Raw genomic sequence first — 14843 nt, forward strand, 5'->3', positions numbered from 1 at the left:
GCAATGTACTGCACATCGCAGAATTTATGACCGTTGCCAAGTCATTACCTCACTTGTGGCAAAAAGTGCGCAAGTTGCTTATTCCTAAATTATTCCTATCTTATAGCTGTATTTTCGGGAAAAATACAACCAGTCTGGTTTTGTCGGACTCCCACGATTTACATTTGCAGTCAGAATTAGGTAACGTATCAGCGTTATCATTTTGTTGTATTATTTAAATGATAAAAAACATGGAAGAAAAAGAAAAAGCGCAGTTGGCTTCAAATTTGAAGAATGCTGCAGAAGAAATGTTAAGTTTGAACGAGATGGAAAATGTTGAAGGTGGCGGTATTTAAGTGTACCGCGGTGGATTATAATGAAAAGAATGCGTTGGGGTATTTGAGTGAAAATGGTGATATTGTGTGGGAAGATTCTATACAGCATGATTTGAGCTTAAAACCGTATGTGGAGGATACCAAATGTATGGAATGTAATTTGTTGCCTATATGTGGAGGTCCTTGTTTCAGACGCAAATATGAGTCTGTCGCTCAAAATAAGGATTTTTGCATAAAAGAACTTTTGGATACGGATGTGGATATGTTTGTGAAGCAATATTACAATGATACTTTGCGGAAAATAGAAAGGCGCCGCACTCTTGCAAATATATAACTAAATGAATAGAAGATGAAGAAGAATTTACTTTGCTTGTTGTTTATTATCTGTGCCGTGACAAGCTTATACGGGCAGAATATCCGTATTTCGGGTATGGTGTCGGACGAAAAAGGAGAACCGATGCCATCTGTGAACGTAGCTTTGCGGCATATCGACTCCACGTTTGTTGCTGGGTGCGTGACTGATTCCCGGGGAATGTTTGCCTTGCGGCAATTGGAAGTGGGCGACAGCTACCTGTTGCAGGTATCGTTTATGGGATGTGTGCCACAGACCATCCGCTTGGACAATGTGGAGAAACCGATGGAGGTGGGTACGATTGTGCTGGTGGAGGATGCCGTGTCGTTGCAGGGGGTCACGGTCACTGCATCGAATGTGATGAAGAAGGTAGACAGACAAATTATCCTTCCGTCGCAAAGGCAAGTAAAAGCCTCTTCTTCGGGGTATGAACTGCTGGCACACATGCAGTTGCCCGGACTGAAGGTGGATGGCGTGCAACAGAAGGTGTCTACCGTGGGTGGAGGAGCGGTGCAACTGCGCATCAACGACATCCAGGCCTCGGTGGCACAGGTGCAGGCGTTACGGCCGGAGATGGTATTACGGGTAGAGTATATCGACAATCCGGGCGTGAGATACGGCGACACGGATGCGGAAGCGGTAGTGAACTATGTGGTGAAGCGTCCGCAGGCGGGCGTGATGGGCGGATTCAGCGCCATCAATGCCGTGACTACAGGCTTCGGGAATGACAACTTGTATCTGCGTGCCAACTACAAACTATCGGAGTTCGGCCTTGATTATTACATCAGTTATCGCGATTATGACGAACGCTATGTGGACGAGACCCAAACCTTTTTCTTTCCCGATGGCGGGCAGCGCAATCGCGTGTTCGGGAAAGTGCCTACTGCCTTCAACTATGTCACTCACACCATTGAGGCAAGCTACAACCTGACGAAGCAGGATAAATATGTGTTCAACGCTTTGTTCACGGAAGAGATTGAAGACTATCCCCACAACGACATGGGGGAGGTAATCCGCGAGGCGGGAAAGCCCGACCTTTACAGCATGACACTGGCCGAGAACTACAGCCGGATTCCCTCGCTCGATTTGTATTATCGGCTGTTCTTGCCGCGCAATCAGCATCTGACGATGAACGTGGTGGGGACATACCTTTATTCGGACTACAAGCGCGATTATCGTGAATCGGGCGAGATGGGAGGAGAGCCTTCGTCGCAATATGCTTATGCCACCAAGGGCAAACGCTATTCGCTGATAGGGGAAGCGGGATACCGGAAGGACTTTAGCCAAGTGGCTCTTTCTGCCGGGTTGAAGTACACGCAGGCTTATACGAGCAACCGCTACACGGGAGCAGTGGACGAGGCAGTGAACATGCACAACTCCACCCTCTACGGTTATGTGCAGTTGCAGGGCAAATGGGCCAAGTTGAAGTATGCTTTGGGAGCGGGCATGTCGCGTGAGGCGTTCGACCGCACGGGTGAGGGGTATACTTTCTACACTTTCCGGCCTATGTTGACTGTGGCGTATCCGGTATTCAAGGGTGCAAACTTGAGTTATGTTTTCAATACTTATCCCACGCTGCCTTCGTTGTCGGCATTGAGCGACATCAGGCAGCAAAAGACGGACTTGGAAGTAAACCGGGGAAATCCCGGATTGACCCCTTACCGTTCATACAACAATCGCCTGAGGCTCTCTTGGGGGAACGGAATAGTGAATGCGCAACTACAGGGAAGTTACCTTCATCAAAAGAATCCCATTATGCAGCAGGTGGCGTGCGTGGCGCAGCCCGACGGAAGTTACCTCTTCGAATACAGCCAGGACAACCAGAAGCGATTCTCGCAACTGAACGGACAATGCTACGTGGGCGTGACGGTGGTGCCGGACTTGCTTTCGGTCAGCCTTTATGGCGGTGTGAACCGGTTTGAAAGCCGCGGCAGGGAGTATGCGCACGACTACACGGCGTGGTATGCGGGCGGTAGCGTGTCGCTGAACTACAAGGGTTTTACCTTCTATGGCGAAATGGGAAACCGCTACCGTTCGCTTTTCGGCGAAACTCTGAATTATGGAGAGGAAACCGGTACCATGCAGTGTTCTTATCAGTGGAAGGACTGGAACGCAGGAGTGGGGATGCTTTATCCATTCAGCTCGACCAGCCGGACGGGAGGCTACAAACTGCTGAATAAACTGCACCAATCCAAGAGTTGGACGTATATAGACGACAATGCGCGTATGCTTTACTTTACGCTGTCGTGGAAGTTCAGCAGTGGGCGCAAGCATCAGGCAGGCGACAAGACGATGAACAATGCCGACCGGGATACGGGGATTGCAATGTAGGTTAGCTCATTATACGGTTCCCATTGAGAATAACTATTATAAAAAATATATGAATAACAGACTCTCATTTTTATTTCTGTTTCTTTTTGCCGCAACCATGGCGGCAGGACAGACTCTGACAGGCAAAGTGACGGACCGGCAAGGAAGTCCGGTGGAATTTGCCAACATCGTATTGTTTTCGTTGCCCGACTCGGCCTTCGTGACGGGTGCGGTGAGTGGTGCGGATGGTAATTTCCGTCTGTCGGTGCAAGAACATAAAGGCTTGTTGAAAGTGTCGAGCGTAGGTTATGCCACTTTGTATCGGGGGTGCAAGGCTGGAGATACCTTGGACTTGATACTGGAAGCCGACACCCGGCTACTGGATGAGGTTGTAGTGAAGGCCATCTGCCCAAGACGAGCCTGAAGGGTGACGCTATGGTGACACAGGTGCAGAACAGCAGCTTGGCAAGTGCCGGTACAGCGAACGACGTTCTGCGCAAGACACCCGGCGTGGTGGACGATGGCGATGGACTGAAAGTGTTGGGCAGGGGAACTCCGGAGGTTTATATCAATGGGCGGAAGGTGCGCGATGCCTCGGAACTGGATCAATTGGCCAGCGGGAACATCCGGAACGTAGAAGTGGTGACGAATCCCGGTGCACGTTATGATGCATCGGTGAAGGCGGTGATACGCATCCAGACCAAGAAGGCGCAGGGTGAGGGTTTTGGTTTTAACAGCCGTACCAAAGCCGAATATACCAAGAAGGCGGGATGGCTGGAGCAATTCAACTTCAATTACCGTAAGGGGAAGTTCGACCTCTTCGGACTGTTGTTCTATTCAGACAGTTATTATTGGAAGGCTCATCAGGCGGTTCAGGACACTTATTTGGACAAACATTGGACTCAGGAGAGCCGGACGGATGCCAACAGTCGAACACATTCGTTGACGGGTAGTCTTGGAATGAATTATGTGCTGGATGACAATCATTCGCTGGGTGTGACCTATCGGACTACGAAGCGTCCCTATGCCAGAGATTATATGACAGTGGGTACGGATGTTGTCCGGGATGATATGCCTTATGAGTCGTCTGTGAACGATTCTCGGGGGAGCTCGGAGAATATGCGTCATGCACTCGATTTTTATTATAGGGGAAAAGTTGGTGGTTGGAGTGTCGATTTTGACGGAAATGCCATTTGGCAGTCGGCAGAGGCTGAAACCAAGGTTGAAGAACAGACTGCGGATGCTGCCAAAGAGGTGTCCCGACGCACTGTGACTACTGCCAGTGATACGGATTATCGGTTTTATGCTGCCAAGATGACGTGGACTCGCCCTGTGTGGGGAGGAAGTTTGGTATTGGGAGCGGAATACGGTCATATAAACCGGACTATGGACTACCGGAATAATGAAGGTATCCTTGAAGATAATCTGGATAAAATCAGGGTGAACAATGCTTCGGCTTTTGCGGAGTTTAGCCGACAGTTGGGAAAAGTCAATGCACAGGTGGGGATACGCTACGAGTATGATGACTTTAATTATTACGTCAATCGAGAACGGAGATCCGACCAAAGCAAGGTGTACCACAATTTGTTTCCTTCGGCCACGCTGCTTCTTCCGGTCGGAAGTACGCGGTTTATGTTGCAATACCGGTCGGAAATTCGTCGGTCTTTTTATTCACAGCTGAGCAGTCAGGTGTCTTATATCAATCAATATACTTACGAGGGAGGCAACCCATTGCTTCGCCCCGTGTTGACCCATTCGGTCGGTTTGGGCGTATCCTGGCGTTGGCTGACGGGACAATTAGGCTATCAGCATGTGAAAGATGATATTTTCAATACGAGTGAACCCTACTCGGACGATGAACCTATTATCGCTTTGGTGAGCCAGAAGAATGCACAGGCATACGATATGTTGTTTGCTTCTGCAACGGCTTCTCCTTCTATCGGCATCTGGTCGCCTGCGTGGACGGTCAGTATCAACAAGCAATGGATGGAGTTGGAAGCTCCAGGAGGAACTGTCCGGCTGGACAATCCGCTGGTGATGCTGAATTGGGAGAACAGCCTGAATTTGCCCGGTGACTTTCAGTTGAGTGTGGGTGTACGATGGATGAGTACCGGAGAAATGCAGAACACCCGTTTGATGGACGACACCTGGATGATGAATGCCAGTTTATACAAGGCAATTCTGAAAGGTCGGTTGAGTTTCCTGCTGCAGGCTGATGATATTTTTGATACGCAAAAGCAGAACGGGATGCTATATTCCGGCAAAGTGCGTACCATTCGGATGTTCAACGCCCCCAACAGCCGATGTGTCAGTTTAACAGTCCGTTATAAGCTAAATGCTGCAAAGAGCAAATACAAGGGCACGGGTGCGGGTGATTCGCAGAAGAGCCGTATGTGACCGACTTTGTCTTCTGAACGACAGGTTTCTTTGTATATCTTTATTCCAGTTTGTTTGGCACCGGGGAAGGGCAGGATTCCCCGGTGCCAAACAAATACTGCTGTTCTGCATACCGTAGATGGAATCATTAAAAACTACCGGTCTCACTTAGAGATTCAGTGCCTGCCTCATCCTTTTTTCTGCTTTTTCTTTGTAAATGTGTCAACTATCTCTTATTTTTGTGTACAAATAGAAACTCAATAAAACTTCACAGCCATGTCCGAAGAAATGCAAGACAAGTACATTCGTTTCGACTGGGCCATCAAGCGCCTGCTCCGTCAGAAAGCCAATTTCGATGTATTGGAAGGATTCCTCACCGTCTTCCTTGGCGAGAAAGTGACCGTCGACGAGATACTGGAGAGCGAGGGTAACCAGCAGGCTGCCGATGACAAGTTCAACCGGGTAGACATCAAAGCCAAGAACAGCAAGGGTGAAATCATCATCATCGAGATTCAGAACACCCGCGAATTATACTACCTGGAGCGCATTCTTTATGGCGTGGTGAAGGCCATCACCGAGCACATCTCCTTGGGAGAACGTTATTATCAGGTGAAGAAAATCTACTCCATCAGCATCCTCTACTTCGACATCGGTCAGGGTGACGACTATCTGTATCACGGTCAGAACACCTTTATCGGTGTGCACACCAAAGACCAGTTGCGCATCAGCACTAAGGAGAAAGATGCCATTGTCACCCGTATGCCGTCCGAGATATTTCCCGAGTATATCCTTATCCGTGTCAACCAGTTCAACGAAGTAGCCACCACCCCGCTGGAAGAGTGGATGGAGTATCTTAAAAACGGAATCATCCGTTCCGACACGAATGCTCCCGGCTTGGGGGAAGCTCGCGAAAAGCTGAAATATTACTCCATGTCCGCACAAGACCGTAATGCCTACGACGAACATCTTAGTGCCATCATGATACAAAACGATGTGCTCGATTCTGCCAAGTTGGAAGGATTGATGGAAGGCAGAGCGGAAGGTCGTGCTGAGGGTCGTGCTGAAGGTATCGCCGAAGGCTTCCGGAAACGCAGTCTGGAAATAGCCCGCAACCTCAAAGCCATGGGGCTGGCTCCGGAAGCCATCATCCAAGCTACCAAGCTGACTACCGAAGAGATTGCCCGGTTGTGATGTTTTTTTGCGAAGCGGTAAATGCGGGTGTCTTGCCGGATATTGGCAGGATGTCATGAGGAGAACTTTTCAAAACGGAGTTCGTTCCGCTTCGTGATTTGGAAGATAAACGCTATATTTGCGAAAATTAATTCTTGATATTATGAATACAATCCTACAATTAGCTCCACAGAATGTATGGAAGCACTTTTATTCACTGACTCGGATTCCTCGTCCGTCAGGGTATATGGAAAAAATTACCGAATTTCTTATTGACTTTGGAAAAGGGTTGGGTCTGGAATCATTTGTCGACGAAGCCGGCAATGTAATTATCCGTAAGCCTGCCACTCCGGGCATGGAGAACCGCAAAGGAGTTATTTTGCAGGCACACATGGACATGGTGCCTCAGAAAAACAACGATACCATACACAACTTTACCGAAGACCCCATCGAAACCTATATTGACGGCGATTGGGTGAAAGCCAAAGGAACCACGCTGGGAGCGGACAATGGCTTGGGAGTGGCTGCCATCATGGCGGTGCTCGAAGACGGTAATTTGAAGCATGGCCCGCTGGAAGCTTTGATTACCAAAGATGAAGAAACGGGAATGTATGGCGCGTTCGGCCTGAAACCCGGAACTATGCAAGGGCAGATTCTGCTGAACCTTGATTCTGAGGACGAGGGCGAACTCTATATCGGTTGTGCCGGTGGTATTGACATCACGGCTACGCTGGAATACAAGGAAGAAACTCCTGCTGCCGACCTGACGGCACGCAAGATTACGCTAAAAGGATTGCGCGGCGGTCACTCAGGACTGGAAATAAACCAAGGACGCGGCAATGCCAATAAGCTGCTGGCGCGTATCGTTCACGACCTGCTGATTGAGTTCGACTCGCAGTTGGCTAATTTCGAGGGTGGAAATATGCGTAATGCTATCCCTCGTGAAGCACATGCCGTATTGGTGTTCAACCCCGAAGACACAGAGGGGCTGGAAGAGTATATCAAGGAATACGAGGCGCAGCTCAACGAAGAATATGTTTCCATCGAAAGTGGCATTCTGTTGCAGATAGAGGAGGTGGAACTTCCTGCCGCCATTGTGCCGGAAGAGATTCAGGACAACATGATTAATGTCTTGATGGCTTGTCAGAACGGTGTGATGCGCATGATACCTACCGTGCCCGATACGGTGGAGACTTCATCTAACTTGGCCATTGTGACCATTGACGGCGGTAAGGTGGCCATCAAGATTCTGGCTCGCAGCTCTTGCGACACGATGAAGGATTTTCTGGCCGACAGCTTGACATCTTGTTTCGCCATGGCAGGTATGAAGGTGGAGTTGAGCGGCAGCTATTCAGGTTGGCAGCCCAATGTGGATTCTCCCATCCTGCATGCCATGAAGGTGTCCTATAAGCAGCAATTTGGTGTGGAACCCGCGGTGAAGGTGATTCATGCCGGTTTGGAATGTGGCATCATCGGTGCTGCTTGTCCGGGACTTGATATGATTTCTTTCGGTCCTACTTTGCGTTCTCCTCATTCACCGGATGAGCGTGCGTTGATTCCTACTGTTGCCAAGTTCTATGATTTCTTGGTGGCTACGCTGGAACAGACTCCTGAAAAGTAGAGAATACTTTATATAATGAATAAGGGCAGGGTGTTTTATAAGCATCCTGCCTTTTTTGTCTGCGATGGTTTGTCTCCTTTCTCCCTGAAAATTGACTTAAATCAATAAATGTGTTATGAAACATGTTTTTCTCTAATTTATTACTTGCCGTCTTGAACAAAGGTCTTATTTTTGTGTTGTAAAACATGAAAACAATAGAAAACTAGTAGTTTTTTTAAAGGATAACAAGATTGATTTTAGGAGGATAACAAAATGAAAATGTTAAAGAGTTTTTTTAAGCATGTCGGTGAGGCCGATAAGAACATTTGGGGTTACGTAATGCTTTAAGTATTTTCCCCTTTTGAAGTATTGAATTTTAGTTTTGAGGTATTGGTTTAATTTTTTAAGATTATGAAAAAGAAGATTGCAAATTCATTTAAGCACATTCTTGCCGTAGCTGGTAAGAATTGGATGGAGGCAATGAGGTATTATAGCCTTCAAATGTGAGTACGCTAACATTCAAGTATAGAACAAGGGATATGTTTTCGAAACATATCCCTTGTTTTTTGTAGGAGCAGAATAAGATTTTTTATATCCGAAAGTACATTTTTTTGAACTTTATTCACTTCCTTTGTTATTAATACAAAGACTAACAAACGAATAATTATGAGAGTAATTCAAAGAACCTGTAGCATATTGTTGCTGCTGGTTACATTGGGCACTTCGGCATCGTATGCGCAGACGTATGATAAGTGGTGGAAGCAGGTGGAGCAGGCTCAAAAGAAAAGCCTGCCTCAAACAGTGATAAAACTGGCTGATGAAATCTATCGGAAAGGCAGGCAGGAGCAGAATGCTCCGCAAATGTTGAAAGCCTACATTTGCAGGGAGACTTATCAAAAGGGGGTGACTCCGGACAGCCTTTACTCCAGTCTGAAATATATGGAATCTTGGGCGCAATCGGAGAGGAATCCGGTGAACAAGGCTATTCTGCACTCTTTGTTGGCATATGAATATGCTGGTTTGATGCGGAAGAATCGCCGTGTCTTGCTGTCGCGTACTCTGCTGGATGTTGACGAGGTTCTGGAAGATATCCGTGAGTGGAGTATCAGTCAGTTTGTAGACAAGATAGATAGGTATAACTGTGCATCCTTGCAGGACTCCATCCGCTTGCTCGATACATCTGCGGAAAAATATGTACCTTTTGTGGTGTTGGAAGACGGCAGCCGGTTCTATGGGCACGATATGTACCATTTATTGGTGAGCCGTGCCGTGGATGCTTATCGGCAACTGGATGGTTTCAATGTGGATTCTTTGGTACAGATCCGTATCGAAAGAATCTATCAGGGTATGATGAATGCTTATCGCCACCGTGCCGGTTCAGAAGATGCCCTGTTGCTCTGTTCTCTTGATTATTGGAGCTGGAAGCTGGCCGGTGGTATCAGTCGGCAGCCTTATTCCACTTTCCGAATGCGTCAGGAAAAGGCTGAGCGGGAGTATCTTGAGGTGTTGGATAAATTGATAAAGGAATACGGCTCACGAGAAGTTTGTGCCGAGGTTTACATTCATAAAGCCAACTACCTACGCCGTTTGGAACCGAAACGCGCTGATGAGGCTCTAAAAGTCTGTGAAGAAGGCTTGAAGCGCTATCCTGCCTATAAGCGTATCAATGAGTTGAAGAATATCCGTGAACAGATTTTACAGCCTGAACTCATTCTAAGTATGAATGAAAGCGGTTATCCCGGTGATTCGGTGGATATGAGGCTGCATTATCGGAATGTCGGGGGCTTCACTCTCAACCTATATGCCACAACTTTAGGTGAGGTACCTTGGATAGACCATGGTATAAATAAAGATACTTATAGAAAGTATGCCCGGAAGCTTTCTTCCACGCATTTTGGCTTAAAGCCGTTGCCAGGCAAGGATAAATTGCCTGAAGATGTTCCTTATCTTGCCTCGGACACTGTGTTCAAGTTCATGATGCCTCAGGAAACGGGAGTCTATATTTTTCAAATAGTACCCGATACGGAAACAGCCCGTACGGATGATAAGTTTTTGGTATCTACCCGCTTCAAGGTGCTGACATTGGATTTGGGTGACGGCCGTATGGAAGTGGTTACATTGGATGCCTGTAGCGGACAGCCGGTTGCCGATGCCAAGGTAAGTTTCTATTCTTCATACGATGAGAAGAACAGAAAAGTGATGGCAGAGGTATTGACTGATACTGGGGGGAGAGCTGTGTTGCCTTGGCAGGACGGAATCCGAAGCTATGTGGCGCGTAAAGGCGGAGATACAGCCATGAAGCCGCAGAACATTTATATGAATCATCCTTATTACGGTATTCAGGATGCTGATTGGAGGCAGATGACATTGCTGACAGACCGTTCGCTTTATCGCCCCGGGCAGACTGTTCATGTAAAAGGAATAGCCTACAAACAGAACAGTGATAGTGCCCATATACTGCAAGGGGTGGATTATGAGCTTGTCTTGTTGGATGTCAACCGCAAGGAACTTGCCACCAGGAAAGTGAGGACCAATGATTTCGGCTCTTTTGCTACGGAGTTTGTACTTCCGACTGCTTGCCTGAATGGCATGTTCAGCATACGGACCAAAGAGCCTCAGTCTACCGTTGCTTTTAGGGTAGAGGAGTACAAGCGACCTATGTTCGAGATTGCTTTCACTCCGGTTTCGGAAGCATACCGGCTGGGCGACAAGGTGGTGCTGAAAGGAAATGTCAAGGCTTTCAATGGCATGATGGTGCAGGAAGTGCCATTGGCATATACGGTGACCCGCCGGAATCCGAGACTCGGTTATTGGAGCAATGCTGATAAACCGTTACTGTCTGACACCATACAGTTGGATGTCAACGGGGATTTTTCCATACCCTTGACTTTGGATGTTCCGGCCGGTGATACAAACAGTTACGGGGGCGTGTACACCTATCATGTGGAGGCTGTGGTAACGGATGAGGCCGGTGAGACGCAAACTGCTTCGTATAACTTGTTGGCAGGTCCTAAGGCATATTCCTTTGATGTCCGCCTGCCCCGATATGTCTGCAAGGAAGATAGCATGTTCTTCACTTTTGGGGTGAATAATATGATGGATGTTTCTCAAGACATTGAAGGCCACTATCGGCTTTATTCATTTGTAGAGCAAGATAGGGTGAAGAATGATAGAAAGATGGGAGTTGATTCGAAACAACCTGTATTGGAAGGTGTTTTCACGCCCGGTCGACTTCAGGATTTCTCTGCTTGGGGTAAACTGCCTTCAGGCAGTTATCGTCTGGAGCTTTCCGTGCGTGACAGCTTAAGCCGTGAAGAAAACAATGGAGATTATGGCGGTGATGCTTTCATGCTCTTTTCAAAGAGTGACAAACGTCCGGCTACGTTTACCGATTTCTTCTATTATAAAGAAAATGAACAATTTGACGAACAGCATCCTGCCGCTTTCCTTTTGGGAACTTCTTATCGGGACGCATACGTGCTGATGGATGTATTTTGTGATAGAAAACGCGTTGAAAGCCGTGTGTTGCGGTTGGATGATACCATTATCCGTATGGAATTCCCTTATAAGGAAGCATATGGCAAGGGAGTCGTCATTCTTTTCAGTTTTGTGAAAGATGGTGAGATGTACAGTCATCAGGTTGAATTGAAGAAGCGGCAGCCGGAACGTGCTCTTGACATGAAATGGGAAGTGTTCCGTGACCGTTTGCGTCCCGGACAGGAGGAAGAATGGAAGCTCGTCATAAAGACGCCTCAAGGCATGCCTGCTGCGGCTGAGATATTGGCTACGATGTACGACGCTTCACTGGATAAGATTTATAAGAGTGACCAGATACTACGGGTCTTCTATCCGGATAATCTGTATGGAGCATTCCGTGGTGCGAGCCGTTATAATAGCAATCGCTTCTCCATTTATTTCCCGTTGAAGGCTTGGAGGGTTCCGGTGTGGTCGTTCGACCGCTTCTGTTCTCCTTATATGGATGGAAGGATGCAGATAGTGATGGTAGAAGAAACTGCACTTTTGGAAGAAGTAAGTGTTGTAGGATATGGGACTACCCGGAATAGCTCATTGACCGGTAATTTTAGAATACAAGGTGCCAACCAACCGATGCTTGCTGCCAAAAAAGAATCCGGGAATGCTGTTGAGGTGAAATATGCTCCTGCGCAAGTAGCGGAAGACGCAGTGGAAGATGTTGTTTTTGAATCGGAAATGATACCGGTTGGCGAGGCCTTGCAACCTATTGAGGGACTTCGCGTCAACTTTGCCGAAACAGCCTTTTTTTATCCTCAACTCCGTACCAACGAACAAGGGGAGCTTGCGTTTTCCTTTACGATGCCGCAGAGCCTGACTTGTTGGAATTTCCGTGGCTACTCGCATACCAAGGATATGCTAACCGGGATGTTGGATGCTTCCGTTGTAACTGCCAAGGAGTTTATGCTGACTCCGAATATGCCTCGGTTTGTCCGCGTTGGAGATAAAACGCAGATAGTAGGAACAATAGCCAATCTGACGGGTAAAGCGATGAAAGGAACGGCAGTATTGACGTTGTTCGACCCTATGACGGAGAAAGTTATTGCTACCCAGCACCGGAAATTCTCGGTAGAAGCGGGAAGAAATACTGCCGTCAACTTCCATTTTGAAGTGTCCGACCGCTATGACTTGCTTGGTGTTCGTATGGTTGCCGATGGAGGTACGTTCAGCGATGGAGAGCAGCATCTGTTGCCCGTATTAAGCAATAAGGAGTATATTACGGAAACGCTTGCTATGCCTATCCGCGGCGAGGAGACCCGTACGTTCTCATTAGACAGTCTTTTCAATCGTAATAGCCGTACAGCAACAGACCGTCGTCTGACTGTGGAATTCACCGGGAATCCGGCTTGGTATGCCGTGCAGGCTTTGCCGGCATTGAGCCTGCCTGGCAATGATAATGCCATTTCTTGGGCTACCGCTTGGTATGCCAATAGTCTGGCGGGCTTCATTGCCAACAGCCAGCCACGGATTAAGACTGTATTTGACAGTTGGCAGACTGCCGGTGGCACGAAAGAAACCTTCCTCAGCCGGTTGGAGAAGAATCAGGGTGTGAAGAATATCCTGCTCAGCGAGTCTCCGTGGGTATTGGAAGCTACTACTGAGGCTGAACAGCAGGCACGTATTGCCATGCTGTTCGATATCAACCAACTGAATAACCGCAATCTTTCCGCTTTTACCAAATTGAAAGAATTGCAGGGTGAAGACGGTGGATGGAGCTGGTATAAAGGAATGTCCGGCAGTCGCTATATAACCGGCTATATTACAGGATTGCTTGTTCGTCTTCCTTTGCTGACGAAGAATGAACTGCCTGAAGAAGTTGCCGCCATGCGGCAGAAAGCTTTCGGCTATTTGAACCGGCAGGCTTTGGAAGAGTATCGCAATATCCGTAAGGCCGAAAAAAATGGCGCCAGAATTACTGCCAATTCCGAATCGGCAATGACATATCTGTATCTGATAGCCCTTAGCGGCGAACAAGTGCCGGTAGACAATCAAGCGGCTTACCGCTATTTCCTATCAAAAGTAGGTGCCAATCTTAAAGATGGAACAATGAGTAGCAAGGCACAGTCTGCCATCATTCTGAAAGCTGCAGGGCGTACAGCCGAGGCGAATGAATTCATTGCTTCCCTCAAGGAACATCTGGTACAAACGGATGAAATGGGCGCATACTTTGCTTTCCATGCAAATCCATACAACTGGGGTATGCTTCCCATCCCTGCCCACGTGGAAGTAATGGAAGCTTTGCGCATGGCAGGTGGCAACGATGCTTTGGTGGAGGAAATGAAGCTCTGGCTGCTGAAACAGAAGCAGACTGCCGGCTGGAATTCTCCGGTTGCAACGGCTGATGCTGTTTATGCATTGCTTTGTCAGGGCACTAATCTGCTGGAAAGCCGGGGAGACGTACGTATTACGTTAGGTGATAAAGTTGTGGAAACATTGTCGCCTGCAAAGACGGCAATCCCGGGACTGGGTTATGTCAAGGAAACCTTCGCCCAAGGAAGTCCGGAGCTGAAAGCTAAAACCGTCACAGTAGAGAAACGGGATGCAGGCATTGCCTGGGGAGCTGTTTATGCTCAGTATCTGTCACCCATATCCGATGTAAAGCAGCAGGGCTGTGAATTGAATGTAGAGAAGAAACTTTATGTGGAACGTATATCGGCCGGAGGCAGCAAGTCCTTGCAGCCGGTTGCAGAAGGAACCCGGTTGTCTGTCGGTGATAAGGTGGTGGCCCGTTTGACTATTCGCTTAGACCGTGCTATGGATTTTGTTCAGTTGAAAGACCAGCGGGGTGCCTGCTTTGAACCTATAGGTTCGCTTTCCGGTTATCGTTGGAGTAATGGCCTCGGTTATTATGCAGAAGTGGAAGATGCCGCAACCAATTTTTTCTTCGACCATTTGGGCAAAGGCGTTTATGTCTTGGAGCACAGTTATCGCATATCCCGTGGCGGAACATACGAAACGGGGCTGGCCACTATACAGTGTGCATATGCTCCGGAGTATGCCTCGCATTCGGCGGGAGGTGATATCGTGGTCAATCAGTGTGATTAGTGTTAAGGTGTAAATATGTCTTCACACAACTTCCCTTTCGGCCTTACCCTTCTCTCTCCCGGTCTCTTCTGTGCAGGGCATTTTTCTCACACCGGGGGAGCGAGGGGCTCGATACCGGAAAAAATGAAACTTTTTCATCATTATC

The 14843-nt window shown here is 47.9% G+C and carries 8 protein-coding genes; all 8 read left to right on the forward strand.

Going from position 1 to position 14843, the window contains the following annotated elements; genetic code table 11:
• Nucleotides 1-218: hypothetical protein (locus HU824_RS19555; protein ID WP_217994212.1), on the forward strand; the 218-nt coding region annotated here is incomplete at its 5' end.
• Nucleotides 219-345: 127 nt separating this feature from the next.
• The gene (locus tag HU824_RS14925) at nt 346-648 is read left to right on the forward strand and encodes an SPASM domain-containing protein (RefSeq protein WP_176469242.1); all 303 of its coding nucleotides are present in this window, start codon (nt 346-348) and stop codon (nt 646-648) included.
• Between the two features lie 15 nt (nt 649-663).
• A complete protein-coding gene (locus HU824_RS14930; RefSeq protein WP_176469243.1) occupies nt 664-2997 on the forward strand; it encodes a carboxypeptidase regulatory-like domain-containing protein in 2334 nt (777 codons plus the stop codon).
• A gap of 49 nt (nt 2998-3046) precedes the next feature.
• Nucleotides 3047-3400 (forward strand): carboxypeptidase-like regulatory domain-containing protein, encoded by a 354-nt coding sequence (locus HU824_RS14935; RefSeq protein WP_136009858.1) that lies wholly within the window; start codon nt 3047-3049, stop codon nt 3398-3400.
• A gap of 11 nt (nt 3401-3411) precedes the next feature.
• Nucleotides 3412-5373, forward strand: coding sequence for an outer membrane beta-barrel protein (locus HU824_RS14940; RefSeq protein ID WP_176469244.1), 1962 nt, complete (start codon nt 3412-3414; stop codon nt 5371-5373).
• Nucleotides 5374-5628: 255 nt separating this feature from the next.
• Nucleotides 5629-6543, forward strand: coding sequence for an Rpn family recombination-promoting nuclease/putative transposase (locus HU824_RS14945; RefSeq protein WP_255260535.1), 915 nt, complete (start codon nt 5629-5631; stop codon nt 6541-6543).
• A gap of 142 nt (nt 6544-6685) precedes the next feature.
• Nucleotides 6686-8143: an aminoacyl-histidine dipeptidase gene (locus HU824_RS14950; protein WP_176469245.1), complete on the forward strand. Its 1458-nt coding sequence runs from the start codon at nt 6686-6688 to the stop codon at nt 8141-8143.
• Nucleotides 8144-8788: 645 nt separating this feature from the next.
• Complete coding sequence (locus HU824_RS14955; RefSeq protein ID WP_176469246.1) at nt 8789-14698, forward strand: alpha-2-macroglobulin family protein; 5910 nt, start codon at nt 8789-8791, stop codon at nt 14696-14698.
• The last annotated feature ends 145 nt before the right edge of the window (nt 14699-14843 follow it).

The sequence above is a fragment of the Bacteroides sp. L10-4 genome (assembly GCF_013373675.1).
Lineage (GTDB): Bacteria > Bacteroidota > Bacteroidia > Bacteroidales > Bacteroidaceae > Bacteroides > Bacteroides muris.